The organism is Aequoribacter sp. (assembly GCF_965659035.1).
In the GTDB taxonomy this organism is placed as follows: Bacteria; Pseudomonadota; Gammaproteobacteria; order Pseudomonadales; family Halieaceae; genus Aequoribacter.
Map to the genome: position 1 here is coordinate 1 of NZ_CBFHWH010000009.1, position 24,952 is coordinate 24,952.

A 24,952-nucleotide genomic window follows, 5' to 3' on the forward strand; every position below is an offset into this window, starting at 1 on the left:
TTGCCAGCGGCTCGGATTGCCTCGGCGCGAGGGACTGCGTCGGCGACCTGATGAGCCAGAACAGGTACGACAGGTGCCCTGTCTTGACGCATACGATAGCGCCCATCGGTACAGCCGACGATCGCGATCGAGAGCAGCCCAATTAAGGCCCACCGAATCACTGCTCTCGCAACCCCGCAGCTAATGCCTCCGACAATTCAGTGACCGCCATAGCGTACATGCGACTGTGGTTGTAACGGGTAATAGCATAAAAGTTGTTGAACACCAGCCACTGCTGTGGCCCAACTTCGGTTTCCATCTCAATAGGCTCAATCAAACTATCTGACGGCAAACTTGGGCTAAGGAGTGCGGCAGCCTCGGCAGGTAGCTCAGCGATAGTGTAGCTGAGCTTTAAATCGTCAGTAAGCCACTCTGGGGCCAAAAACTGTTCAGTTTTCAGCGGCAGTGTAATCGGTTGCCCTGCTTTCCAACCGTGCCTTTTTAGATAGTGCCCCACGCTACCTATCGCGTCGGCCTCATTATTCCAAATATCAACGAAGTCATCGCCATCAAAATCGATTGCGTACGCCCGATAGCTACTGGGCATAAACTGCCCAAAACCCATGGCTCCTGCATAAGAGCCTTTCGGCTCTAATGGGTTAATTTTTTGTTCTTTAGCTAACTGCAAATATTCGACCAACTGCTTGCGAAAAAACTTTGATCGCTTGGGGTAGTCAAAAGCCAAGGTCGATAAAGCATCAATCACTCGATAAGAACCTGCTATGCGACCGTAGTAGGTTTCTACTCCGATAATTGCGGCCATTACTTCAGCGGGGACACCAAGCTCTCGCTCTGCACGCGCTAAGGTCTCTTGATGAGCCCGCATGAATTCCAAGCCTTCTTTGATACGGCGCTCCGTTAAGAAGATATTTTGGTACTCGTGCCAAGCCAACACCTTTTCAGCGGGCCGAGAGATTGCATCGATGATCGACTGTTTTTTCTCGGCTGCACGAAAGAGTTCGACCAACTCGGACTCAGTATAACCAAAGGCCTCTAACTGTGATGTAAGCTCTGAAAGCTTTAATTCTGGGTGATCGCTGTAATCGGCCCAGACGCCGGTTCCTGAAATCGCTAACACTAAACCAAACCACCGCAATCTTTTAACCATCACATACCTCATCAATTTACTTGGCGCTTATCTTGACTAATCGACATCAGGATACCGAAACCTGCCAGCAGAGTCACAATAGATGTCCCGCCGGCGCTGACCAAGGGCAAGGGCACGCCCACTACGGGTAAAATGCCCGCAACCATCCCCATATTAACGAATACATACACAAAAAACGTTAGGGTAATGCTTGCTCCAACCAATCGGCCATAGGTCGACTGCGCATTGTAACTAATCCAGAAACCGCGCAAACAAATAAACAGATAGAGCATCACCAGCCAAAGTACGCCCTGAAGACCATATTCTTCTGCGAGCACCGCAATAATAAAATCGGTGTTGCTCTCGGGTAGAAAATCTAACAGCGTCTGAGTGCCTTGCATATAGCCTTTACCCGACCAGCCTCCTGACCCTATCGCTGTTTTACTTTGTATGATGTTCCAGCCAGCACCGAGCCGATCGCTCTCGGGGTCCAGTAAGGTCAGAACCCGCTGCCTTTGATAATCTTTCATCACAAAGGACCACAACGGCCAGATCGACGCCACTCCGATACCAGCGGCAGTCAGGAGGTATCGCCAAGACAGACCGGCTAAGAACAACACAAAAAAACCTGATACTGCAACGAGAATAGCCGTACCCAAATCGGGTTGCAAAAAAATCAACACCGCAGGGAGCCCCATCAAAATAAGGGTAGCACCCACATACTTTGGATTGGGCGGCAAACTGCGTTTAGCCAAATACCAGGCCACTGTCAGGGGCACCGCAAGTTTCATAATTTCCGAGGGCTGAAACCGGAATCCCCCCAGCGAAAGCCAGCGTTGCGCGCCTTTAGCGCCCACACCGACAAACAACACGGCAATCAATGCCAGTATCCCAACAAGATACATCCAAGGCGCCAAGCGCGCATACCGATAGACTGGAATCTGAGCGGCCACTAACATGCCACAAAAGCCTATCAGCAAATACACAGACTGCCGCTGAATGGCTGCGTTACTGCCATCAACCGCACTATTCAACACTGTTAAGCCAAAACCAGCCAGTACCAATAAACCGCTGAGCAACCAGGGGTCCAGCTTTAAAATAGACCAAACCGTTGAGCTGCGGCGAAAAGCGTCACCGCTATCGGGCATGCGACGCAGATACTCAGCCATTGCTCGCCAGCCCTACATTTCGCATAACGCCTTTATCTGGGTTCGCCAACCATGCGTCCAGCACAGCCCTAGCAACCGGAACGGCCGCACTACTACCGCCACCGTTTTCGACAATCACCGCAAGCGCAATCGTAGGCGCTTCGATAGGTGCAAACGCAATAAACAGACCGTGGTTTCGATGCCGTTCGGCGATCTCATCTTCATCGTATTCTTCATCTTGAGCAATCCCAATCACTTGCGCTGTGCCGGTTTTTGACGCCACTCGGTACTGTAAACCTTTGGCCATGGCATGTGCAGTTCCACTGCGCTCGTGCACAACAGCCTCCATACCTTCTATGATCGCCTGCCAATGTGATGGTTCAATATCAGGCAGCTGCAGACGCCTAGTTTCAGGCACTACGCCATCGACTTCGGCCACCAGCGAAGGTTTATAGGCATACCCTCGATTTGCGAGAACCGACGTCATTAAAGCCAGCTGCATGGGTGTGGCCAACATATAACCCTGACCAATCCCCACGCTTAAGGTCTCACCTGGGTACCAGGGGCGCCCCCGATTCTGTAATTTCCATTCCGACGAGGGCAAAACCCCCGGACGCTCATTGATCGTATCCACACCTGTTCGAGCACCCAAATTAAAATCTTGCAAGAAATCATGCATGCGATCGACCGTCATATTGCGCGCCAGGTCATAAAAGTACACATCACACGATTCGGCAATCGCCATGTGCAAATCAACCTTATCGGCATGTCCACGACCTCGAATACGCAACACCCAATCGCGGTAACGTCGGTCGTCTCCGGGGATGGTATACCACCCTGGATCGGCGACTTTTGATTGCGGTGTCACTAATCCCATGTGTAAGCCCGCTAGCCCAATCGCGGGCTTGACCGTTGAACCAGGCGGATACTGCCCCTGCAGCGCTCTGTTAAACAAGGGGACATCGGGCGAATCCCGCAACTCTGCGTACTCTTTAAAACTAATGCCATTCACAAAAGAGTTGGGGTCAAAACTTGGACTTGAATAGAGCGCCAGAACGCCGCCATCTCGGGGATCAATAGCCACAACTGCACCACGCTGCCCCTGAAGGGCTTGCGCCGCAGCAAGCTGTAAATCAGCATCCAGATTCAGCGTTAAATCCTTCCCCGGTACAGGGGGTGTTTTTTCAACCAGTCGCATGATACGGCCGCGCGCATCCGTCTCGACAGTTTGCACACCCACCTGACCCAATAGTGCTGTCTCGTAATACTTTTCAATGCCTGTTTTGCCAATGTGGAAGGTACCCTCGTAAGGCCCCTCCGGCAGCGTTTGCAGTTCGCGTTCGTTAATCCGGCCGACATAGCCGACTGCATGGGCAAATAGATCGGCCAACGGATAAGATCTAATCAGCTGAGCCTCGATTTCAACGCCTGGTAATTCGTGACTATTTACCGCAATACGAGCTCTCTCGTCTTCCGAGATACGGAACTTAAGAGGTACAGGCGCATAGGGTCGTGTGCTAGGGCGGCGACGCTGAAAGGCCGCTACATCGTCATCCGACAACTCGATGATTTGCTGCAAACGCTCAATGATCTCATCGAGCCCCCCCGTTCTCTCTACCACAACCGACAGAACGAACGAAGGTTCATTTTCAGCAATTAAACGACCCGCTCGGTCTCGAATTAATCCGCGGCGAGGCGGCAAAGGCTGGGTCTGCAGTCGGTTTTGATCAGATTGCGTTGCGTAAATCGCATGATCAACGATCTGCAAATGGTAGTAGCGAATCACGATCAACCCGAGCATGACGGCAAAAATCACTAAAGTAACGACCAAACGGTCCGCGAAGATTCGGCCTTCGCGATTGGCGTCTTTCAATAAGTTGCGCTCAGCTGCCACCGTTCGATCTCTTAGAGTTATGCGCGATGATATGGGTGCCCTATCGATAGTGACCACGCCCGATAGAGCTGCTCGGCCAATACCACTCTGACGAGCGCGTGGGGCAGTGTCAAGGCACTGAGTGACAATCTTTGATTCGCACGCGCCAAACAGCTTTGATCCAGTCCGTCAGGGCCTCCGATCAGAATCACGAGGTCACCCCTGTGAGCTTGCCACGCCTGCCAGTTCTCGGCCAATTCCTCGCTGGAGCATGACTTGCCTCGAACATCGAGAGCAACGACGAAGTCGTCTTCGCGAATCTGCTTCAGAATCGATTGCGCCTCAGTTGCTAAATAATGCTCGGCTTTGCGGTCTTTGCGGCGTGTCGCTAGCGGTAAACTGACCCAATCGATTTTCACATCACGCGGCAAACGCTTGTCGTAATCGGCCACCCCAGCCTCAACCCAAGAGGGCATTTTGCCAGCGATAGTTAAAACTCTAATCTTCACGGCGAGCTGGGGCGTCTACCGACCACAAGCGCTCAATATCATAAAAAGCTCGGGTAGCAGGCAACATAACGTGAACCACAACACCACCCAAGTCCACTAGCACCCATTCACCAGTATCTTGGCCTTCCACGCCCAGGGGCGGCATTCCCGCCTTTTTAGCGGCTACGATTACGTTATCAGCCAATGACTTAACGTGACGGTTTGAGGTACCGCTAGCCACGACCAAATACTCCATAACATCTGTTAAAGCGCCGACATCCAAGACCTCGACATTGACTGCCTTTAAATCGTCTAATGCCGCTTGTGCTAGTTCTTTAACAGCCAAAGAATCCATCATTCAAGTATCACCTTTTCAAGCCCTTTAGGCCTATACGTATAATTTTTGCTGCGCGATATAGTGTCGCACAACATCGGGAACCAACCCATCAATCGATAAACCGGCCTGCAGTCGTTCGCGAATGTCTGAGGCTGAAATATCCAGCAATCGGGACGACAAAAAAGCAACGCCCCCACACGATTGCCGGGGCAAGGCATTAACATCAGCTCGGTATTTGCTTACCCAGCTCGCTAACTCGCCCTGCTCAGGCCAAGCCCAGCCGGGCCTCGCCAAAACTAAGATATTAAGTATCTCTAAAAACTCCTGCCAGCGGTGCCACGATGTAAACCCCAAGAACGCATCGGCCCCCATAATCATGGTCAAACTGGCGTCAATGCCTACCTCGGCGCGAAATTCGCAGGCGGTAGCAAAACTGTATGACTTGCCCGAGCGCTGCAATTCGCGACTATCGACCTCAAGCTGAGCAATATCTTTTACCGATTCCGCCACCATCGCTAAACGCCTTGCAGCATTTACTCGCGGCGCATCGCGATGCGGCGGGTCGGCCGCGGGCACCAGCGTTATGCTCGACAGCCCCAGAGCCTCGCAAGATTCAACGGCCATTCGAATATGCCCGTTGTGGATGGGATCAAAGGTGCCTCCCATAAACGCTTTTGCTCTTGAACCTAGACTCAAGAACGAACCTGCCCTGTTCCGAACACGACGTATTTTTGTGAGGTGAGTCCCTCCAAGCCCACCGGGCCCCGAGCGTGGATTTTGTCGGTCGAAATACCGATCTCAGCCCCTAACCCATATTCAAACCCATCGGCAAAACGCGTTGAGGCATTCACCATGACCGAGCTCGAATCCACCTCGCGCATAAATTGCTCAGCATGCGCATGGTTGTTGGTCACAATAGCATCAGTATGATGTGAACCATAGGCGTTGATGTGGTCTATGGCCTCAGCCAAACCCGCAACAATTCGCACCGCTAAAATAGGCGCCAAGTACTCGGCGTACCAATCAGCTTCTGTGGCGACTACCGCCCAATTCAGTATTCGACAGGTTTCAGAACAACCGCGAACCTCAACGCCCTTAGACTGCAACTCGGGGCCGATCAGAGCTAGCGCGTCTGCCGCCACCGACCGGTCAAGTAACAGCGTTTCCATGGTGTTACAGGTGCCATAACGATGCGTCTTAGCGTTGATGGCGATGGCATTTGCCATGGATAAATCTGCACCCGCATCAATGAACACGTGACAAACGCCATCTAGGTGTTTGATTACGGGAATACGAGCTTCAGCGGTGATGCGCTCAATAAGTCCTTTACCACCGCGCGGGACGATCACATCAACGAACTTATCCATTGTAATCAACGCGCCCACTGCAGCGCGATCGGTCGTGTTCACCACTTGCACCGCCGTTTCAGGCATGCCGGCGTCAGCCAGCCCCGCCTCAATACAGCGAGCGATTGCGCCGTTTGAGTGAATAGACTCGGATCCTCCGCGCAAGATCGTCGAATTGCCCGATTTGATGCACAAACTGCTGGCTTCAATCGTAACGTTTGGTCGAGACTCATAAATAATACCGACCACTCCCAAAGGCACACGCATCTTACCAACGCGAATACCTGACGGCATGGTGCGAATTTGGTCGGTTGCACCGATCGGGTCGGGGAGTGAGGCAACTTGCTCTAAATTAGCGATCATACCGTCAATACGACCGGCATTCAGGGCCAAGCGATCACACATTGCATCATCAAGCCCCTGAGATTTGGCTGCCGCCAGATCTTTCGCATTCGCAGCCAATATGAGCTCTCGCTGTGAATCGATACGTTGTGCAATACACCACAGTGCATGGTTGCGTTGACTTAAGCTACTTAATGCCAAGACGCGCGCCGCTCGCTTGGCTTGTTGTCCCAAGCCGAGCATGTAGTCAGAGACATCCATAATTCGTTTCCGTTGTTCTCGTGCTCAGTATACGCTAATCAATCACGCCTTACCTCTATGACGCGTTAAGTGTCGCGAAGGGTGCTATTTAACCCACTGAGATGACGACAGGCTTCTGAGGATTTTCTATAATTTTAAGGAGTCTAAACGTATATGTTGCCAGTCCAACGAGACCGTTATCAAGATGGCGAGTACACGACACAGCGTACCCGCCGATGAAATCAACCGTTCTGCGCAGTAGCCGCTTCTTTAATAAGCGTTTGAAGCTCGCCGGTTTCATACATTTCAGTCACGATATCGCACCCTCCAATCAACTCACCTTGAACCCACAGCTGCGGGAAAGTAGGCCAATTCGCATACGCGGGCAAATGAGCGCGAACATCGGGATTCGATAACACATCAACGTAGGCAAAGCGTTCACCGCAGGCCATCAGCGCCTGCACTGTTCTGGCTGAAAAGCCACACTGTGGCTGATTTGGTGAGCCTTTCATGTACAACAAAATCGGATTGTTCTCGATTTGCTCTTTAAGGGTCTCGATTACATCGCTCATAACACTCTCCTGTGAAAACCGTATTGTAGCCTACATGGCCACAAACACCAGAAACTCAAGGGCTAGTAACGTAATTTTGCCAAATTTACCGGCGCTCTTCATTGCCCCTGTTTCGATCCAGGGGTAACATTAAGTCCTTGGGCAGCACTCGCTGCCTTTTTACTTTGCAAAGAGGATCCGCCGTGTCGTCCATAATGCCGACCTACAAGCGTTTGCCGGTGCAATTCGTCCGCGGACAGGGTGCCTGGCTCTATGATGCCAGCGATACTGCATATTTGGATGCGCTGACGGGTATTGCTGTGACTGGACTTGGCCACTGCCATCCTGCCGTCAGTGCAGCATTGGCAAAGCAAGCCCAAACCCTCATGCATTGCTCGAATCTTTATCACATTCCGACACAGGAAGTACTGGCCGAGACACTGTGCCGCATCGCGGGCATGGATGCCGTATTTTTTGGCAATTCTGGCGCCGAAGCAAACGAAGCAGCCATCAAGCTTGCCCGCCTTTACGGGCATCAAAACGGTATCGAGTCACCGACTATTATCGTTCTGGAACACGCCTTCCACGGCCGCACCATGGCAACTTTGACCGCCACCGGTAACGCCGCTGTACAGAAGGGTTTTGAACCTCTAGTGCCCGGCTTTATCCGAGTTCCCGCAGGCGATATCGAAGCGATTGCCGCGCTCGCAAACAATGCCAACATTGTTGCAGTCTTGGCCGAACCGGTACAAGGCGAGGGCGGTGTGAGACGATTGAACGATGACTATTTGCGCGGGCTCCGCGAACAGTGCGACCGCAATAACTGGCTGCTCATGTTCGATGAAGTTCAATCCGGTAACGGCAGAGTGGGCACTTACTTTGCCTATTTAGGCCTGAATTTCAAGCCCGACGTGGTAACGACCGCAAAAGGCTTAGGCAACGGCGTACCCATCGGCGCCTGCCTAGCGCAAGGTAAGGCGGCCAGAGTGCTAGGAGCTGGGAATCACGGCTCCACCTATGGCGGCAACCCGCTCGCGAGTGCCGCGGCTATGGCCGTGATCAACACCATAGAACAAGACAACCTCACGCAGCGAGTTCCCATTATCCGCAAACTCATTAGCGAGTCACTGTATCAGCAAAGCCAGGCAGCGACAGACCTAATCAAAACCGAGTCAGGCCAAGGACTTATGCTAGGCTTTGTTATGTCGCAGGATTGCCCTGAATTGGTATCGCTTGCGTTAGAGCAAAAGCTTCTCATCAACGTGACAGCGGGCAATGTGGTTCGCCTGCTTCCCGCCTTGACTCTGACCGACGACGAGGCAATCTTGATCGGTGAACGACTTGCGGGAGTCATCGACACCTACGCGTGGCAAATAAAGGGTTAACACCATGACCACAACTCGACATTTTCTGAGACTCACCGACTTAAGCTCGAGCGAGTTAAAAACGCTGATACAACGCGCTATCGAGCTCAAATCCATGCAGCAAAAAGGCGAACAACACGCCTTGTTTCCAAATGCTACCATGGCCATGATTTTTGAGAAGGCGTCGACGCGCACACGAGTCTCATTCGAAGCCGGTATGGCACAGTTTGGCGGACACGCCTTATTTCTCTCTCCCAACGACACTCAGCTAGGCCGCGGCGAACCCATCGAAGATACTGCCAAAGTCATTTCGCGAATGGTCGATATCGTGATGATTCGCACCTCTGCGCACGAACGGCTGGAGGTGTTCGCTCAAAATTCTAGAGTACCCGTGATTAACGCTTTGTCTGACGAATCGCATCCCTGCCAATTGCTGGCCGATATGATGACGTGGTATGAACACCGAGGTGACATGCAGGGTAAAACAGCAAGCTGGATTGGCGATGGCAATAACATGTGCCACTCATTCATTCGCGCCGCGCATCTATTTGGCTTCCATTTAAATATCGCCTGCCCAGATGGCTTCGACCCAGATCAAGCCTTACTCGACGAATACGCTCACTGCATAACGTTGACGCGAGACCCAGCAAGCGCAGCAAGGGGATCTGATCTCCTAGCGACCGACGTATGGGCATCGATGGGACAAGAGCAAGAGGCGAAAGCACGCATCGCAGCTTTCGAAGGCTTCGAGCTCAACCGCGAGTTATTAAATCTGGCTAACCCAGACGCCATTTACCTACACTGCTTACCCGCGCATCGCGGGGAGGAAATTAGCGCCGACTTAATGGACGACCCAAGCACTGTAATCTGGGATGAAGCCGAGAATCGGCTGCACGCCCAAAAGGCCTTAATCGAGTTCTTACTGCAACAAAAGTAATACAAAAGATCCATCTTGGTGCGCGCCATTTGCTAAATAACACTTGGCGCTAAAAACCCTTTTCGTTAGATCAAATTAATCCGATCTGGCCCTCTACACCCCCTACCATACTCGACCCGCAAACACACAAGCCATCAAGGTTAGTGACCACTAACAATCTATTTTACCCACAATCTATACACAAGCTTTACCCGAGATATGCCTATTGCATTGCCGCATAGACACCAGTATCTTGTGTGGCATAATAACTCAAAGCACCACATATGGTGTCTAGACTTAAAATCGACCCTACAAGCAAGAGCGCCGGAGCAAGCATGGAAACAACAAGTACACCAATATCGCCATCGACCAGCAAAACGACCGCCAGTCCTACCGCGACACCCATCGAAGCAACCGCTCCCGGCACGCTGAAAGTTATCAAGCGCAACGGTCAAGTTGTTCCTTTCGACAACAGCAAAATTTCGGTCGCGATTACGAAGGCATTCTTAGCGGTTGAAGGTGGTACAGCTGCAGCGTCTAGTCGAATTCACGAAACCGTCGCGAAATTGACGACACAAGTGATGGGCACCTTTGAGCGCCGAATGCCATCAGGCGGCACCATTCACATAGAAGACATTCAGGACCAGGTCGAACTCGCGCTCATGCGGGCAGGTGAACACAAAATTGCACGTGACTATGTTATTTACCGCGAAGAACAGGCACGCAAGCGCGCTCAAAAACGCGCTCTTTCAGCCGAGGCAGAGCGCGCAGCAGGTGCGATCTCAGTATTACAGCCAGACGGTAGCCGCGCGCCGCTCGACATCGAACGCTTACAAACTGTGGTCTCTGAAGCTTGCGCCGATTTGGCCGATGTCAGCGCATCAAAAATTTTAGAAGAAGCACTGCGCAACCTTTACGATGGCGTAACACTCGATGAAGTGACTACCTCGCTGGTGATTACCGCGCGCACACTGATCGAGCAAGAACCCAACTACACCTATGCAGCGGCCCGCTTACTGTGCGATGACTTGCGAGGCGAAGCCTTAGAATTCCTGGGCGTAGCACAACGCGCCACTCAGCAAGAAATGGCGATTTACTACCCACAAGCATTACAAGCCTACATTGCCAAAGGCATCCAACTAGAGCTATTAAGCCCAGAGTTAGCTGATTTTGATATCGCCCGACTGGGTGCGGCCATCCAGCCCGAGCGAGATTTACAATTCACCTACTTGGGTTTGCAGACACTATATGACCGTTACTTCATTCACAGCAACGAAACACGTTTTGAGTTACCCCAAGTGTTTTTTATGCGTATCGCCATGGGACTCGCGGTTCGTGAGGACGACAAAAACGCGCGGGCTATCGAGTTCTATCAGCTGCTCTCGTCATTTGACTATATGAGCTCGACACCGACACTGTTTAACGCCGGCACCCTGCGCCCACAGCTCTCATCTTGCTATCTCACCACAGTGCCTGATGACTTAAGCGGTATTTACGGTGCAATTCGAGATAACGCGTTACTGTCAAAATGGGCAGGTGGTTTGGGCAACGACTGGACGCCGGTGCGCGCATTGGGCTCCTATATCAAAGGCACTAACGGAAAGTCGCAGGGTGTTGTGCCCTTCTTAAAAGTCGTTAATGACACTGCGGTCGCTGTAAACCAAGGCGGCAAACGCAAAGGCGCGGTGTGTGCTTATTTAGAAACTTGGCACCTAGACATCGAAGAGTTCCTGGAACTGCGTAAAAATACCGGTGATGACCGCCGTCGCACACACGACATGAATAGCGCCAACTGGATTCCGGACCTATTCATGAAACGCGTTTTTGAAGGTGGCGAGTGGACACTGTTTTCGCCTAACGACACCCCAGATTTGCACGATTCGTACGGCGCCGACTTTGAAGCCAAATACGAAGCTTACGAGGCACAAACTCGTAGCGGCGAACTGAAACTGTTTAAGCGCGTAAAAGCCGAAAACCTGTGGCGCAAAATGTTGGGGATGCTGTTCGAAACAGGCCACCCTTGGATCACGTTCAAGGACCCTTGTAACTTGCGATCACCACAGTCACACGTAGGTGTTGTGCACTCGTCTAACCTGTGTACCGAAATCACGCTGAATACCAGCGATGAAGAAATCGCGGTGTGTAACTTAGGTTCGGTAAACCTACCTCAACACATCGACGAAAACGGTTTAAACCTAGATAAACTGCAAAAGACTGTTACTACCGCCGTGCGTATGCTCGATAACGTCATCGACATTAATTACTACTCGGTACCACAAGCAGAGCGCTCGAATTTCCGTCACCGTCCAGTGGGACTGGGCCTCATGGGCTTCCAAGATGCCTTGTACAAGCAGCACATCGCCTACAGCTCACCTGAAGCAGTAGAATTTGCAGACCGTTCGATGGAAGCCATTAGCTACTACGCCATCCAAGCTTCATCGGCTTTAGCTGAAGAACGCGGTACGTACTCTAGCTTTGAGGGTTCGTTATGGAGCCAGGGGATTTTGCCCATCGACTCACTCGAGCGCCTGGCTGAGTCTCGGGGTGACCAGTATCTGCAAATAGATCGCACTCAAACTCTGGATTGGGATACGCTGCGCGAGCGCGTTCGTGCGAAAGGGATGCGCAACTCTAACGTCATGGCGATCGCACCAACAGCAACCATCGCGAACATTACAGGCGTGTCGCAATCAATAGAGCCCACCTACCAAAACTTGTACGTTAAATCGAACTTGTCGGGCGAGTTCACGGTGGTGAATCCTTACTTGGTGAATGATCTTAAGGCCCGCAATTTATGGGATAAGGTCATGGTTAATGACCTGAAATACTACGATGGCAGCGCGCAGGCTATCGACCGTATTCCGGCCGACTTAAAAGCGATTTACGCAACCGCCTTTGAGGTTGAGCCGCGCTGGATTGTCGAGGCAGCTAGCCGCCGTCAGAAGTGGATTGACCAGGCTCAATCATTGAACCTGTACATCAACAACGCCAGCGGTAAAAAGCTCGACGTAACCTATCGAATGGCCTGGCTGAGCGGATTAAAAACCACGTATTACTTGCGCTCACTTGCAGCGACAGGTACCGAAAAATCAACTGTCGACAAGGGTACATTAAACGCGGTTGCCGCCGCAGCTGCACCACAGCCAGCACCCGTACCACAAGCATGCTCGCTAGACGACCCCGATTGCGAAGCTTGCCAATAAACAAGGAGATACTCGATGTTAAGCTGGGACGAATACCACAAAGAAGATACTCTCGACACAGCCGCTACCGTCAAGGCGGCAGCTGAAGCAACGGCGCGTGAGGCCGCCCTCGCCGCAGAGCGGCAAAAAGAAGCGGCGGCACGACAGCAGCAAGCGACTGCACCAGCGGCTCCTGCACAGCCCGAAGAGCTACCCGATACTGTCAACGTAGACACTGCTGAAGTACTCGAGCGCGCAGCCGACGCGGTGGCAGCAATGGATGTAGCGCCAGGTTTAGAAGAGCTCGAGATGGGCGCGGCACGCGTATCGGTCGATGAAAAAGCGATGATTAACTGTCGTGCGGACCTCAACCAACTCGTACCCTTTAAGTACGATTGGGCGTGGCAAAAATACATCGATGGTTGTGCCAACCATTGGATGCCCCAAGAAATTAACATGACCGCCGATGTAGCGACCTGGAAAAGCGCAGACGTGCTGAGCGACGACGAGCGCCGCATCGTTATGCGCAGCTTAGGCTACTTCTCTACGGCAGATTCACTGGTAGCCAACAACCTAGTGCTGGGTATTTATCGGCTCATTACCAACCCTGAATGCCGCCAGTATTTATTGCGCCAAGCGTTTGAAGAAGCCATCCACACCCACGCGTATCAATATTGCATTGAGTCGCTTGGCATGGACGAAGGCGAAGTATTCAACATGTACCGCGAAGTCCCAAGTGTTGCTAAAAAAGCCACTTGGAGCTTGTCTCATACTCACAGCCTGAGCGACCCCAACTTCAAAACCGGCACCATCGAAGATGACCAAACCCTACTGCGCAACCTGATTGGATTTTACGCTGTAACCGAGGGTATTTTCTTCTACTGTGGATTTACACAAATCTTGTCGATGGGCCGCCGCAACAAGATGACAGGTGTTGCCGAGCAGTTTCAGTACATCCTGCGCGATGAATCGATGCACTTGAACTTTGGTATTGATGTCATCAACCAGATCAAACTGGAAAACCCGCATCTGTGGACCGAAGATTTCCAAAAAGAAGTCATTCAAATGTTGCTCGAAGGTACTCAAATCGAAATCGAATATGCACGCGACACTATGCCACGCGGTGTCTTAGGTATGAATGCAGCCATGATGGAAGAGTACTTGCAGTTTATTTGCAACCGTCGATTAGCGCAGCTGGGCTTGCCCGAGCAGTTTCCCGGGGTCCAAAACCCCTTCCCATGGATGTCTGAAATCATGGATCTGCGTAAAGAAAAGAACTTCTTTGAAACGCGCGTTATCGAATATCAAACAGGCGGCGCCCTGTCTTGGGACTAAAGCTACGTTAGCCTTAAGGTGCTTGCGAGATCGCCTCGTCAAGCGCCTTGAGCAACGGCTCCAAACACGTCAAATCAATCCCCACCCCACACCCCTGACTCATTACCATGGGCGCCACAGAACAACGCTCTGGTAGAGGCTCGTTGCCCTCTAGTATCGCTCTAATTTTGGGGATAAACGTAAACTGTAACCATTGCTCAAGACGCCAGCAATCGGCCGCAAACGGGACCTGGCTCAAATAACCCGAGGAGGGTGGTGGTGAGTGCGACCAAAAACCACGCTGGCGCATTAGACATTCTAAGTCGAGCAACAACTCAGCAATTTTTATGCGCTCTGTCGCCACAGCTTAATCTGTTATCCGCGCAAATGGTGGCAAAGAGGCGAGCAGCTCACGACCATAATGCTTGGTCAACAACCGCGTATCTAAAATACTAATCTGACCTTGATCCGATTCTGTTCGCAACAAGCGACCACAAGCCTGCAGGAGCTTAGCTCCAGCATCGGGAACAGAAATTTCCCTGAAAGCGTTGCCACCCCCGCGCTCAATCCATTCACTCAAGGCTGCCTCACGTGGATCATCTGGCACCGCAAAAGGGATCTTCGCAATGATTACGTGCTCACAATATTCGGCGGGTAAATCTACACCCTCAGCAAAGCTTGCGAGCCCGAACAGAATACTGCGATCACCGACGTCAATTTTTGCTTTATGGGCCTCTAACAAGGCCTTCTTGGACTGAGAATCTTGCATCAATATCGTGCCCTGAAGATCCGACTTGAACGCCTCGTATACCTCTCGCATCTGACGCCGAGACGCAAATAAGACCAAGGTACCTCTGGCTAAGTCGAACACAGTTGGCAAATACTCAACTATCGCGTCGGTGTGGGCTTGAGCCTGGTTGGCTTCTGGCAAATGCGCGGGAATATGTAAGCGGCCACGCTGATAATCGAACGGACTTGCCACGGCAGTGTATACGGCATCTTCGGGAGTACCGGCATGTAGCCGAAAACGATCAAATTTACCCAAAGCTGTAATTGACGCAGAGGTAATTAATACACCAGCAGCACGATCCCACAAGTTATCTTGCAAAAAGGCCGTCGCCAATGTCGGACTTGAATGACAGCTGATCGCCAATTGATTACCTGAATCGTTATAACGAAGCCAGCGTGCAGGCGGCGGCTCGCCATCGGCACTGTGCGCGAAATCGGACCACAAGGCTTGAGTCAGCGTTAAACGCCCGGTCAGACTCTGACAAGCGCTCAGCAAAGCGTCGACTGCCTCGGTGTCACCGCCCTCCTCGTCCAGCAGGTCTTCACATTCAATGACCAAACGCTCGGCCACACCCAGTACCTTGGCACCTAATTGGGCACAAGACAGTGATGCAGCACGTAAATCCTCAGGCACCTTACCATGCTCAAACCGTAATTCTTGGCTGTTGCCGTCGAAAGAGTCCGGCCGCAGACTGACGGACTCTGCCTCCAGAGTCTCGACCGCCGACATCAAATCGTGAAAATACTTTGCAATCTTCTCAATGAGATCATCCAGCTTGTATTCCACATAGACCGACTGTGCCTTTTCCAGCCATGAGACCGTGTCGATGATCCACTGCTTGGTACTGTGTATGTGACAAAAAGCGGTGCTATGGTTTTTGGCTTTTTCGGCTAGGTGGTGCCCCTCGTCAAAGACATACAAAGTGTCCTCCGGAGCCGGCAACACAACGCCACCCCCAATCGACAAGTCGGACAACACCAAATCATGATTGGTTACGATCACATCGGCGTCAGCCAACTGGTCGCGCGCCTTAAAAAAGCTGCATTGCGATATATAAGCGCATCGACGCCCCGTGCACTGAGCATGATCACTGGTAATGGGAAACCAAACTCGATCCTCAATCGTGTCGGGCCAGTTGTCACGGTCCCCATCCCAGTCCCCCCGCGCCAAGGACGCCATGCAGGCTTCGTAAACTCCCATATCACCATCGGTATTCCAATCATACTCATCGGGATATAAAGGAATGGTTTGACCAGCAGAGCGGTTATTCAAGGCTTGATCTAAGCGCGATAAGCAAACATAACGACGACGCCCCTTTGCCAAAGCGACGCTGAACTCTAAACCGGAAAGTTTGGCAATGTCGGGTAAATCTTGGTAAATCAATTGCTCTTGCAACGCGACAGTAGCGGTAGAAATGACTAGCCGTTTGTCTCTTGCCTGAGCGACAGGCACAGCGGCAATGGTATAAGCGATTGTCTTTCCTGTACCGGTACCCGCCTCGATAACCGCAATAGGCGGACGCGAAGAGAACCCATCTCGGGCCAACGCTTTCGATACCTCGGCAATCATTTGCCGTTGCCCCCAGCGTGGCTGCAGGTTTCTCTCTTGTACCAGCTGGTTATAAGCCGACCGAATTTTATCTTTTACCGCATCGGTTAGCATTCACGCACCCATCTTTATCGCTTGCTCGACAGAATTTGCGTACATCGCCAACATGAAAGGTTGCTCGTCGGGACTCAATGCGTCGACACGGCAATTAAATTGCGCCTTAGAGATCGAACCTTTAGAGACCCGTAATCCCTGTGGCAGTTCCTCACCTGGATTGAGTCGCTGCCAAGCCCAAATATTACTCGGGTGCAGTTGGTAGTGTTGTATTATCTGACGGTCGATCTCATTCACCACCTGCTCTACAGACTCGTAGTCTGCACCTATCATCGAACCGAAGCGAATGCTAACCATTCCCTTACTACCCGAGATACCGACCGCGATCGACTTTGCATCTTCGTGTTCCGCCTTGCTGTAGCTGCCATCTCGAGCAAGCGTAGCTAACTCGTGTGCCTTCATCGCGTCGCAGGGATCGAGCTCGTAGGAAATAGATACGGGTACAATGCGCAACTTTGCAAGCGCCTCGCCAAAATCCAGCGTTTTATCCCGGCCTAGCAATAACATTTTAATGACCGCAGGCTCAGTTGAATCAAGGCCGTTTTTAGCACGCCCCTCTCGCTGAGCAATCCATACGGGACTTTTATCGTCACTAATTGACGCACCTATGTACTCAGACAATAACTTACTCGCTGCCAATAGCTGTCTTGGACCCTGCAGTGCACGCTTTACGATAAAACTTTTGTTGACACGCATTAGATCGGCAATCCAGGGCTTTGACAGCAAATTATCACCGATCGCAATACGACAAGTGTCGCGACCACGCGTGTGTAGCGCATAGTTAGTAAACGCGGGATCAAGCGCGATGTCACGATGGTTACTGACAAATAAATACGGCCCATCTGGTAATTCGTCGAGACCAGAAACCTCAAAACCGGCCGTGGTCGTGTTGATCATTTGCTCCATGTAAGATCGCACCAAAGACTGAAATGAGGCGACATCATGTACACCTCGCAACTGACGCCCCAACCCCCAGCGCACCACGGGGCGAAGCAAAGGTGTCAGCCAGAGGGTCTTACCTCCCAAACGCAGGTTAATGATGCTGTCTAATAGCTCAGTATCCGACTTCAAGCGATTGATCACGGCACCGACCTCGTGATCATCATAGGGTCTGATTTCAGCAAAACGATCGCTCACACACTCTCCTATTGTGTCTCGGCATAGCCACCTTAGCGTGACAAGCACACTCGATCAGCATTCACAGTAATCAAAGCGCATCAGCTTTGCGTGATTGCGATCAACAGTGCGCAACTTAGTACTCGCTTGCAGGCTGTTTTCTGCTAAACTCCGCACCCGATAGTGTTCAAATTCGGGGGATACCACCATGGCTGCAGGATCAGCGACTTTGTTTGTTTTTGGCTTAGCACTTCTTTTAGCAAGCTGGGTAATGCTACTTATAACCAGCTGGAAAGAAGATTACGCGTGGGGCTTATTCACAGTACTACTGCCACCCGTTTCTTACCTATTCGCTTTGTTTCAACTCGACAAAGCCGGCCAAGCTATTTTACTCGCTATTGCAGGTTGGGTTCTTATTTTTCTTGCATAAGGTCAACAAAAGGCGGGGAAACGTAACAACTTTGTTACCAGGCCGCCTGACTTGTTACTAATTTTCTCAAAAAGCGGTATCATCCGCACACAGTCCACATCTGCCGCTTTATTGAGGAAGCATTATGAAACTGATCAAAATGGCTTTAGCCACAGCTTTACTTGCCAGCACAACAAGTGCCATGGCAGCGAAACCCACATCAATTCGCTTTATCGCCGAAATTGAAAACAATGAAAAACTGAGTAAACGCTACGAAGTGCAATGCTCAGACAAGCGCGTTGTTGAAATGACACAAACTACCAGCAACGAATTCTGCAGTTTAGTGGGCGACGAGAACTATTGCAGCAAACGCAAAATGAAAGTCGCCAAAAAAGCCTGCAAATAAGACTCTGCGCTTGCCGAGACACTAAACAGTCTCGGTAAGCCGCTCGCTCAACAACTGTCGCTCTACCTCTCCCACACCAAACGCATCGAGCAAGTAACCATCAATACTGCCAGAGTGTTCCAGCATAGCGTCAAGGCCGGCCTGCAAATACTCTCGTCGCGTGGCCACAATAGGCTCTAGCACCTCGTCTTGGACACCGTCGAAACCATATTTGTCACGCAAGGCCGGGATTTGCTGGTGCGGCAGAAAATAACGCTGCGTCAGCAGGTAATCCTGCATCACAACGTCCAGCTCGACACCCAACGCCAACAAGATAAGAGCAGCGGCAAAGCCTGTGCGATCTTTTCCTGCAGCGCAATGCACCAAAATAATCGCATCTGGATCAGCCAGCAGGCCCTCAAATACACGCTTAAACGACGATTGGTGGGACAGCGCAAGCTCTCGATTGATGTCGCACATGAACTTATGAGTCTCGGCAGGTAGCGACCCAGTGCTGGTTACAACCTCCAAACTACCTGTGTGATTCCCGGGCGTAATGTCCAAGTGAATAACGTGATCAACTGTCGCTAACACCGACGGATGGTTGGGCTTGTGCTCTTGCTCGAAGCTCCGTCTAAAATCGTACAAGTGGCTAATTCCAAGATCGGCTACGACCGTCAGATCAGCGAGGCTGAGGTCCGCCAAATGGCCGGCGCGAAACAAGCGCCCATATTTAACGCGACGACCCGTCCGAGCAACTGGGTACCCTCCAAAGTCCCGAAAATTTGGAGTGCCATCCAGGGGAATGTGCCTACTCATATTAGCTTTGTATCCGGTTAAAAATGCCCGCGCATAATAGCACAACGGACCCCAAGCGAGTGCCACCGGTCGATCCTCTACTTTTTTTAGGAGTTTAGACCAAAATCCCCAGACAACAGTTGACACTGAGGCGCAAAGTGACAATAATCCGCGCTCTTAAAATTTTGTATAGGTTGGTAAATCGTGGCGAACTCCCCACAAGCTAAAAAACGTGCCCGTCAGGCTGAAAAACGTCGCAATCATAACGCAAGCTTGCGTTCGTTGGGTCGTACTGTCATCAAGAAAGTCATCAAGGCAATTGATAGCGGCGACCAAACATCTGCTCAAGAAGCTTTTGGAGCAGCGGTACCTGTCATTGACCGATTGGCGGACAAGGGCATTATCCACAAGAACAAAGCAGCACGTCACAAGAGCCGTTTAAGCGCAAAAATTAAGGCGCTTGGTGCGTAATAGCTTTTTGGTATTGAAAAAAACCGGCTAATCGCCGGTTTTTTTATCTTTGCAAGCCACCCAGAAATTTAGAGCAAGACCAAGTTATCTCGGTGAATCAGCTCGGGGTCGACAGCGTACCCGAGCAGCTCTGGCAAACGGCTAGAGCTTACGCCTTTTACAAGCGACAGCTCCTGAGAATCTAAGTTGACCAAACCGCGAGCAATACGCTCTCCTGATGGCCCAACGCACAGCACCGTATCTCCTCGCCGAAAGCTACCAGAAACGGCAACCACACCAACAGGCAGAAGACTCCTTCCCTGATCTTGGATCACTCGAACTGCGCCGGCATCAATGGTCACAACACCCGAATCTCTTTGAACACCGGCCAACCACTGCTTGCGAGCCGCGACAGATGGCTTATTTGCTCGCAGCCAAGTTCCGACTAACTTGCCACCTGCCACCTCGGCAATCACTTCCGGACGCCGCCCATTGGCAATAATCGTTTGCGTTGCGGATCTCGCCGCCAATCGCGCTGCTCGCAACTTCGTTTGCATACCGCCTTGACCTAAGCGACCGCTACCGCCCGCCATCGAATCAAGCTCTGGCGCATCGACATCGCAAACTGAAATTAAAGTGGCGGTGTCATCTTTGCGTGGATCCGCGGTGAAAAACCCTTCCTGATCGGTTAACAAGAGAACGGCATCGGCGTCGATTAAGTTAGCCACCAAGGCCGCCAAGGTATCATTGTCACCAAACCGAAATTCGTCGGTTGCCACCGTATCATTCTCGTTAATAATCGGAACAACCTTGAGCTCAAGCAGCCGGTTCAGGGTATTACGTGCGTTCAAATAGCGATCGCGATTCAACACATCGTCGTGGCTTAACAAAATCTGAGCGGTCGTTCGACCAGAGCGAGCAAATGCGACTTCATAGGCCTTAACCAAGTGTGTTTGACCTACCGCGGCAGCAGCCTGAAGATCGTGCAATTTCTTAGGTCGCTCTGCCCACGACAAGTACGCAAGTCCGGCGGCAACTGCGCCACTTGACACAATAACGACTTGCTTACCCTGATCCAGCAAGCGCTCACACATTGACACAATGCGGGCTACAATTTCAGGCTTCAAGCCCTCTCCGTCATCAGTCAACAGAGCCGAACCCAACTTAATCACCCAGCGATTCGCGTTCGCAATATCGCTGCGATCTGCACTCACCTCTGCCATTAATGTACGTATTCCACCTCGACGTCGTAATCATCGTCGTCATCTTCATCTTCGTCGTCATCTTCAAGATCAACGACCTTAATACGGCCCTGTTCGATTCTGGCGCGAGCCTCGGCCTGCAAATCACTCTGTAGCGCCTGCTCCTGCTCTGCGAGCTCTGGATCCAAACGCTCGGCCTCTCGCCACTCTTCCAGTTGCGTCATGATCGCCTGGCACAAGGCCTCCGTGCCCTCTCCAGCCAAGGCCGAGATCACAAACACCGGACCCTGCCAATCTAGAGCATCGATAACCTCTTGTGCTCGCTGATCGCGAGTTTCGTCATCCAAAGCATCGGCTTTGTTTAGCACAAGCCAGCGCGGACGCGCCGCTAACAAAGGACTAAAAGCCTCAATTTCACGCACAATAGCACATGCATGCTCTGCGGGAGCCTCATCATCCCATGGCGCCAAATCAACCAGATGCAGCAGTAAACGATTTCGCGTTAAGTGCTTTAAAAAACGTATCCCAAGACCCGCGCCTTCGGCCGCCCCTTCAATAAGACCGGGAATATCGGCCACTACAAAGCTACGCAGCGGGTCAACTCGGACAACACCTAAATTCGGTACCATTGTGGTAAACGGGTAGTCTGCAACTTTGGGCTTGGCCGCCGATATAGCGCGGATCAAAGTCGATTTGCCGGCATTTGGCATGCCCAACAACCCGACATCTGCCAACACTTTTAATTCGAGCTTCAAACGCCGTTTCTCGCCCTCGGAGCCAGGACTCGTCTGCCTAGGTGCGCGATTAATACTCGATTTGAAGCGCGTATTACCCAGACCGTGAAATCCCCCCTGAGCCACTTTTAACTGCTGCCCAGCCTCCGACAAATCTCCCAGCACTTCGTCGGTATCAATATCAATGACGGTGGTGCCGACGGGTACCTTTAGGATCAAATCTTCGCCACTTCTGCCGCGACAGTTGCGACCCTGGCCGGGGGCACCGTTGACTGCGCGAAACTTGCGCTGAAAACGGTAGTCGACCATGGTGTTAAGGTTCTCATCGGCTTCTAAAAAAACACTGCCGCCGTCACCGCCATCACCGCCGTCGGGACCACCCTTGGGGATATATTTTTCTCGCCTAAAGCTCAGACAGCCATTACCGCCATTACCCGCGGCAATCTCAATAATGGCCTCATCTACAAATTTCATTTTTCAATCCTAGGGCGTCTTTAATTTGCGCCCAAAAAAAAAGCCCCGTCTGCTGACGAGGCTCGCGTTCATACCGCGCGTCGACCTCAAACAGCGACGATTTGTACGAACTTTCGATTTTGTGGGCCGCGCTCAACAAACTCTACTCGACCGTCAATCTTTGCAAACAAAGTGTGATCTTTGCCACAACCTACGTTGTCACCCGCGTGCATTTTCGTGCCACGTTGACGAACAATAATGCTTCCAGCTGAAACGATCTGACCACCAAAACGTTTTACACCTAAGCGTTTACTCTCGGAATCGCGACCGTTACGAGTACTACCACCAGCTTTCTTGTGTGCCATTGTGCTGCTCCTATATCTTTACGCAGTAATCGATGTGATTTTAACTTCGGTATACCACTGGCGGTGACCCGCTTGCTTCATGTGGTGTTTACGACGGTTGAATTTCATGATTCTAACCTTGTCGTGACGACCTTGTGCCACAACTTCAGCCGTTACTTTCGCGCCTTCAAGCGTTGGCGTACCGATTTTCACCGAATCACCACCCACCATAAGCACTTGGTCAAACTCTACCGACTCACCTGTTGCTGCTTCGATTTTTTCGAGCTTCAGGGTTTCGCCTTCTACCACGCGGTGCTGCTTACCACCGCTTACAATAACTGCGTACATAATCTGTTCCTTCGTTAGCCATCTCGCAAATACATAGACTCGACAATTTCGAGGGCAGAGCGTGGCACGGTTTATACAATATCCACATGCCCACGTTGGGGCAGGGGCGCGAATTATATAGCAGCGAATGTCTCGACACAAGCCAATAAGGTAATCAAAGTTTGAGTAATGGATCCTTCTTGACACCACCGATGCACACGCCTAGCATCGCGACCTGTTGTGTATTTATAATTGGCCCATGCCCCTATCTATCCCCGTCATTGCCAACGCGTTTGAAGACGTAAACACTCTGATCGTAGAACGGTTACGCTCGGATGTGGGGCTCGTAGAAGACATTGGTCAATACATTGTGGCGGGTGGCGGTAAACGTATGCGGCCACTGTTGGCGCTACTCACCGGTGCCGCCTTAGGCGACATCTCGGAGCAGCATAAACATTTTGCCGTCGTTATCGAATTTTTACACACCGCGACCCTTCTTCACGACGATGTCGTTGACGTCTCTTCACTGCGAAGAGGGCGCCCAACAGCAAACGCGGCATACGGCAATGCATCCAGCGTGCTTGTGGGTGACTTTATTTACAGCCGCGCCTTCCAGTTGCTGGTGGATATCGGCGACATGCGCATACTTAAAGATATTGCTGATACAACCAATCGTATCGCCGAGGGCGAAGTGCTGCAGCTGGTGCGAGCTGGCGACGCCGACACGACAGAAACCCAATACTACGAAGTCATTCAAGCCAAAACTGCGGTGCTGTTTGGAGCAGCCTGTTACGGCGGCGCACTGCTGTCGGGCGCCAGTGAATACAAAGCCGAAGAGCTTCGGGAGTTTGGCATCAATCTTGGCATTGCGTTTCAGATTGTCGACGACATCCTGGATTACCAGGGCGACCCCGCCACCATGGGTAAAAACTTAGGCGACGACCTCGCGGAGGGAAAGCCCACACTCCCGCTGATTCATGCAATTCAAACAGCCAAAACCCCGGACGCGGATCTTATTCGAACCGCCATCACTAAAAAGGATAAATCCTTACTAAGTGACGTGGTAAAAATCATCCACGCGAGTGGTTCTCTCGCCTACTCTCGCGAGCGCGCACTCGAGTTTCAACACAAGGCGGAGCAGGCAATTTCAGAACTACCGGGTGGCCAGATGAAAGAAGCGCTGACCGCTCTAGCTCAACAAGCGATATCGCGCATTCATTAATAGCCGCTGTAAATATTCTCGAAGACGTAATTAGTGGCCTCTACAAAACCGGGGACACTACCGCAATCGAATCTGCGCCCCTTGAATTTGTAGGCCATAACACAGCCCGTTTGCGCCTGTTTCATCAACGCGTCGGTCAGCTGGATTTCACCATTGGCGCCGGGTTCAGTGGTTCGAATAATATCGAAAATATCGGGCGTTAAGATATATCGCCCAATAATCGCTAGGTTCGACGGGGCATCTTCTTTGCTCGGCTTTTCGACCATCGATTCAACACGATACAAGCCCTCTTTCATAGGTTCGCCAGCGATAACGCCGTACTTGTGTACCTCGTCTTCAGGCACTTCTTGAATAGCCACGATGGAGCAGCGGAACTGGCGGTAAAGCGCTGCCATTTGCGCCAACACGCCATCACCGTCTGGGTTAATACACAAATCATCGGATAGGATCACGCCAAAAGGCTCATTACCAATCAGCGACTCACCGGTCAGAATCGCGTGTCCTAAACCCTTCATTTCTCGCTGGCGCACCATCGTAAAGGTACCTTGGTCGAGCACATTACGTATGCTCTCTAAGTAGATCTCTTTGCCGGTTCCCTGAATTTGATGCTCAAGCTCGTAGTTAATATCAAAATGGTCGGCAATCGCGCGCTTGCCCCGCCCCGTCACCATGGCACAGGTCGTCATGCCTGCTTCAATCGCTTCTTCGACGCCGTATTGCACGAGCGGCTTATTGACAACAGGCAACATTTCCTTGGGCATACTTTTCGTCGCCGGCAAAAATCGTGTGCCATAGCCCGCCACGGGAAACAAACATTTTTTGATCATGAAATA

At 51.6% G+C, this 24,952-nt stretch carries 25 protein-coding genes; 8 read left to right on the top strand and 17 right to left on the bottom strand.

Annotation, left to right across the window (positions count from 1 at the left end):
* Window positions 1-157 precede the first annotated feature (157 nt).
* The 8 genes from mltB to grxD form a co-directional block, all read right to left on the bottom strand.
* Window positions 158-1,147: a lytic murein transglycosylase B gene (gene mltB, locus ACTF5Z_RS02750; RefSeq protein WP_438984424.1), complete on the bottom strand. Its 990-nt coding sequence runs from the start codon at window positions 1,145-1,147 to the stop codon at window positions 158-160.
* Between the two features lie 11 nt (window positions 1,148-1,158).
* A complete protein-coding gene (gene rodA, locus ACTF5Z_RS02755) occupies window positions 1,159-2,295 on the bottom strand; it encodes a rod shape-determining protein RodA (RefSeq protein WP_438984425.1) in 1,137 nt (378 codons plus the stop codon).
* A complete protein-coding gene (gene mrdA / locus ACTF5Z_RS02760) occupies window positions 2,288-4,168 on the bottom strand; it encodes a penicillin-binding protein 2 (protein WP_438984426.1) in 1,881 nt (626 codons plus the stop codon). The genes rodA and mrdA overlap by 8 nt, the downstream gene beginning before the upstream one ends.
* Window positions 4,169-4,185: 17 nt before the next feature.
* Entirely contained in the window at window positions 4,186-4,656 is a 471-nt protein-coding gene (gene rlmH / locus ACTF5Z_RS02765; RefSeq protein WP_423848802.1) for a 23S rRNA (pseudouridine(1915)-N(3))-methyltransferase RlmH, read from the bottom strand.
* Entirely contained in the window at window positions 4,646-4,993 is a 348-nt protein-coding gene (rsfS, locus tag ACTF5Z_RS02770; RefSeq protein ID WP_423848803.1) for a ribosome silencing factor, read from the bottom strand. The genes rlmH and rsfS overlap by 11 nt, the downstream gene beginning before the upstream one ends.
* Before the next feature lie 30 nt (window positions 4,994-5,023).
* On the bottom strand, window positions 5,024-5,668 hold the full coding sequence (gene nadD, locus ACTF5Z_RS02775) for a nicotinate-nucleotide adenylyltransferase (RefSeq protein ID WP_438984427.1): 645 nt from the start codon (window positions 5,666-5,668) through the stop codon (window positions 5,024-5,026).
* Window positions 5,665-6,921, bottom strand: coding sequence for a glutamate-5-semialdehyde dehydrogenase (locus ACTF5Z_RS02780; RefSeq protein ID WP_423848805.1), 1,257 nt, complete (start codon window positions 6,919-6,921; stop codon window positions 5,665-5,667). Before ACTF5Z_RS02780 ends, nadD begins: the two co-directional genes overlap by 4 nt.
* Window positions 6,922-7,142: 221 nt before the next feature.
* A complete protein-coding gene (grxD, locus tag ACTF5Z_RS02785) occupies window positions 7,143-7,472 on the bottom strand; it encodes a Grx4 family monothiol glutaredoxin (RefSeq protein ID WP_438984428.1) in 330 nt (109 codons plus the stop codon).
* A 182-nt stretch (window positions 7,473-7,654) separates the two neighbouring features.
* On the opposite strand from grxD, the gene ACTF5Z_RS02790 reads away from it, so the two are divergent.
* From ACTF5Z_RS02790 to ACTF5Z_RS02805, 4 genes are all read left to right on the top strand, one after another.
* Entirely contained in the window at window positions 7,655-8,836 is a 1,182-nt protein-coding gene (locus ACTF5Z_RS02790) for an aspartate aminotransferase family protein (protein ID WP_438984429.1), read from the top strand.
* A 4-nt stretch (window positions 8,837-8,840) separates the two neighbouring features.
* Window positions 8,841-9,752: an ornithine carbamoyltransferase gene (argF, locus tag ACTF5Z_RS02795; RefSeq protein WP_438984430.1), complete on the top strand. Its 912-nt coding sequence runs from the start codon at window positions 8,841-8,843 to the stop codon at window positions 9,750-9,752.
* 314 nt (window positions 9,753-10,066) lie between these two features.
* Window positions 10,067-12,934: a ribonucleoside-diphosphate reductase subunit alpha gene (locus ACTF5Z_RS02800; RefSeq protein ID WP_438984431.1), complete on the top strand. Its 2,868-nt coding sequence runs from the start codon at window positions 10,067-10,069 to the stop codon at window positions 12,932-12,934.
* Between the two features lie 15 nt (window positions 12,935-12,949).
* Window positions 12,950-14,248 carry a ribonucleotide-diphosphate reductase subunit beta gene (locus ACTF5Z_RS02805; RefSeq protein WP_438984432.1) on the top strand — a complete coding sequence of 433 codons (1,299 nt, stop codon included), beginning with the start codon at window positions 12,950-12,952 and terminating at the stop codon, window positions 14,246-14,248.
* Window positions 14,249-14,261: 13 nt separating this feature from the next.
* Here ACTF5Z_RS02805 and ACTF5Z_RS02810 read toward each other — a convergent pair whose 3' ends face one another.
* Genes ACTF5Z_RS02810 through ACTF5Z_RS02820 form a run of 3 tightly spaced genes read right to left on the bottom strand, consistent with a single transcriptional unit; the run spans window position 14,262 to window position 17,816 of the window.
* Complete coding sequence (locus tag ACTF5Z_RS02810; protein WP_438984433.1) at window positions 14,262-14,591, bottom strand: YqcC family protein; 330 nt, start codon at window positions 14,589-14,591, stop codon at window positions 14,262-14,264.
* Between the two features lie 3 nt (window positions 14,592-14,594).
* Complete coding sequence (gene dinG / locus ACTF5Z_RS02815) at window positions 14,595-16,679, bottom strand: ATP-dependent DNA helicase DinG (RefSeq protein ID WP_438984434.1); 2,085 nt, start codon at window positions 16,677-16,679, stop codon at window positions 14,595-14,597.
* Window positions 16,680-17,816 carry a 1-acyl-sn-glycerol-3-phosphate acyltransferase gene (locus tag ACTF5Z_RS02820; RefSeq protein WP_438984435.1) on the bottom strand — a complete coding sequence of 379 codons (1,137 nt, stop codon included), beginning with the start codon at window positions 17,814-17,816 and terminating at the stop codon, window positions 16,680-16,682.
* 187 nt (window positions 17,817-18,003) lie between these two features.
* Here ACTF5Z_RS02820 and ACTF5Z_RS02825 point away from each other — a divergent pair, with 187 nt between their 5' ends.
* A complete protein-coding gene (locus ACTF5Z_RS02825) occupies window positions 18,004-18,225 on the top strand; it encodes a hypothetical protein (RefSeq protein WP_423848814.1) in 222 nt (73 codons plus the stop codon).
* A 124-nt stretch (window positions 18,226-18,349) separates the two neighbouring features.
* Window positions 18,350-18,610: a hypothetical protein gene (locus tag ACTF5Z_RS02830; protein ID WP_438984436.1), complete on the top strand. Its 261-nt coding sequence runs from the start codon at window positions 18,350-18,352 to the stop codon at window positions 18,608-18,610.
* A gap of 21 nt (window positions 18,611-18,631) precedes the next feature.
* On the opposite strand, the gene ACTF5Z_RS02835 is transcribed toward ACTF5Z_RS02830, so the two are convergent.
* On the bottom strand, window positions 18,632-19,408 hold the full coding sequence (locus ACTF5Z_RS02835; RefSeq protein ID WP_438984437.1) for a tyrosine-protein phosphatase: 777 nt from the start codon (window positions 19,406-19,408) through the stop codon (window positions 18,632-18,634).
* 183 nt (window positions 19,409-19,591) lie between these two features.
* Between ACTF5Z_RS02835 and rpsT the strand changes: the two genes are divergently transcribed.
* Window positions 19,592-19,858, top strand: a complete 267-nt coding sequence (gene rpsT / locus ACTF5Z_RS02840) for a 30S ribosomal protein S20 (RefSeq protein ID WP_009574424.1) — start codon at window positions 19,592-19,594, stop codon at window positions 19,856-19,858.
* 68 nt (window positions 19,859-19,926) lie between these two features.
* Here the strand turns inward: rpsT and proB are convergent, their stop codons facing one another.
* From proB to rplU, 4 genes are all read right to left on the bottom strand, one after another.
* Window positions 19,927-21,060, bottom strand: a complete 1,134-nt coding sequence (gene proB, locus ACTF5Z_RS02845) for a glutamate 5-kinase (protein WP_438984438.1) — start codon at window positions 21,058-21,060, stop codon at window positions 19,927-19,929.
* Entirely contained in the window at window positions 21,060-22,247 is a 1,188-nt protein-coding gene (gene cgtA / locus ACTF5Z_RS02850; protein WP_438984439.1) for an Obg family GTPase CgtA, read from the bottom strand. The genes proB and cgtA overlap by 1 nt, the downstream gene beginning before the upstream one ends.
* Before the next feature lie 86 nt (window positions 22,248-22,333).
* Window positions 22,334-22,591 carry a 50S ribosomal protein L27 gene (gene rpmA / locus ACTF5Z_RS02855; protein ID WP_009574420.1) on the bottom strand — a complete coding sequence of 86 codons (258 nt, stop codon included), beginning with the start codon at window positions 22,589-22,591 and terminating at the stop codon, window positions 22,334-22,336.
* An 18-nt stretch (window positions 22,592-22,609) separates the two neighbouring features.
* On the bottom strand, window positions 22,610-22,918 hold the full coding sequence (gene rplU, locus ACTF5Z_RS02860) for a 50S ribosomal protein L21 (protein WP_423848819.1): 309 nt from the start codon (window positions 22,916-22,918) through the stop codon (window positions 22,610-22,612).
* Window positions 22,919-23,156: 238 nt separating this feature from the next.
* Between rplU and ACTF5Z_RS02865 the strand changes: the two genes are divergently transcribed.
* The gene (locus ACTF5Z_RS02865) at window positions 23,157-24,119 is read left to right on the top strand and encodes a polyprenyl synthetase family protein (RefSeq protein ID WP_438984440.1); all 963 of its coding nucleotides are present in this window, start codon (window positions 23,157-23,159) and stop codon (window positions 24,117-24,119) included.
* Here the strand turns inward: ACTF5Z_RS02865 and galU are convergent.
* A complete protein-coding gene (gene galU, locus ACTF5Z_RS02870) occupies window positions 24,116-24,946 on the bottom strand; it encodes a UTP--glucose-1-phosphate uridylyltransferase GalU (RefSeq protein ID WP_438984441.1) in 831 nt (276 codons plus the stop codon). The two genes, ACTF5Z_RS02865 and galU, sit on opposite strands and share 4 nt — an antisense overlap.
* Window positions 24,947-24,952: the final 6 nt, after the last annotated feature.

Coding starts and splice junctions, on each gene's coding strand:
- mltB (WP_438984424.1), bottom strand. CDS start 1,147: ATGGTTAAAAGATTGCGGTGGTTTGGTTTAGTGTTAGCGATTTCAGGA.
- rodA (WP_438984425.1), bottom strand. CDS start 2,295: ATGGCTGAGTATCTGCGTCGCATGCCCGATAGCGGTGACGCTTTTCGC.
- rsfS (WP_423848803.1), bottom strand. CDS start 4,993: ATGATGGATTCTTTGGCTGTTAAAGAACTAGCACAAGCGGCATTAGAC.
- ACTF5Z_RS02780 (WP_423848805.1), bottom strand. CDS start 6,921: ATGGATGTCTCTGACTACATGCTCGGCTTGGGACAACAAGCCAAGCGA.
- grxD (WP_438984428.1), bottom strand. CDS start 7,472: ATGAGCGATGTAATCGAGACCCTTAAAGAGCAAATCGAGAACAATCCG.
- argF (WP_438984430.1), top strand. CDS start 8,841: ATGACCACAACTCGACATTTTCTGAGACTCACCGACTTAAGCTCGAGC.
- ACTF5Z_RS02800 (WP_438984431.1), top strand. CDS start 10,067: ATGGAAACAACAAGTACACCAATATCGCCATCGACCAGCAAAACGACC.
- ACTF5Z_RS02805 (WP_438984432.1), top strand. CDS start 12,950: ATGTTAAGCTGGGACGAATACCACAAAGAAGATACTCTCGACACAGCC.
- dinG (WP_438984434.1), bottom strand. CDS start 16,679: ATGCTAACCGATGCGGTAAAAGATAAAATTCGGTCGGCTTATAACCAG.
- ACTF5Z_RS02825 (WP_423848814.1), top strand. CDS start 18,004: ATGGCTGCAGGATCAGCGACTTTGTTTGTTTTTGGCTTAGCACTTCTT.
- ACTF5Z_RS02830 (WP_438984436.1), top strand. CDS start 18,350: ATGAAACTGATCAAAATGGCTTTAGCCACAGCTTTACTTGCCAGCACA.
- ACTF5Z_RS02835 (WP_438984437.1), bottom strand. CDS start 19,408: ATGAGTAGGCACATTCCCCTGGATGGCACTCCAAATTTTCGGGACTTT.
- proB (WP_438984438.1), bottom strand. CDS start 21,060: ATGGCAGAGGTGAGTGCAGATCGCAGCGATATTGCGAACGCGAATCGC.
- cgtA (WP_438984439.1), bottom strand. CDS start 22,247: ATGAAATTTGTAGATGAGGCCATTATTGAGATTGCCGCGGGTAATGGC.
- rpmA (WP_009574420.1), bottom strand. CDS start 22,591: ATGGCACACAAGAAAGCTGGTGGTAGTACTCGTAACGGTCGCGATTCC.
- rplU (WP_423848819.1), bottom strand. CDS start 22,918: ATGTACGCAGTTATTGTAAGCGGTGGTAAGCAGCACCGCGTGGTAGAA.
- ACTF5Z_RS02865 (WP_438984440.1), top strand. CDS start 23,157: ATGCCCCTATCTATCCCCGTCATTGCCAACGCGTTTGAAGACGTAAAC.
- galU (WP_438984441.1), bottom strand. CDS start 24,946: ATGATCAAAAAATGTTTGTTTCCCGTGGCGGGCTATGGCACACGATTT.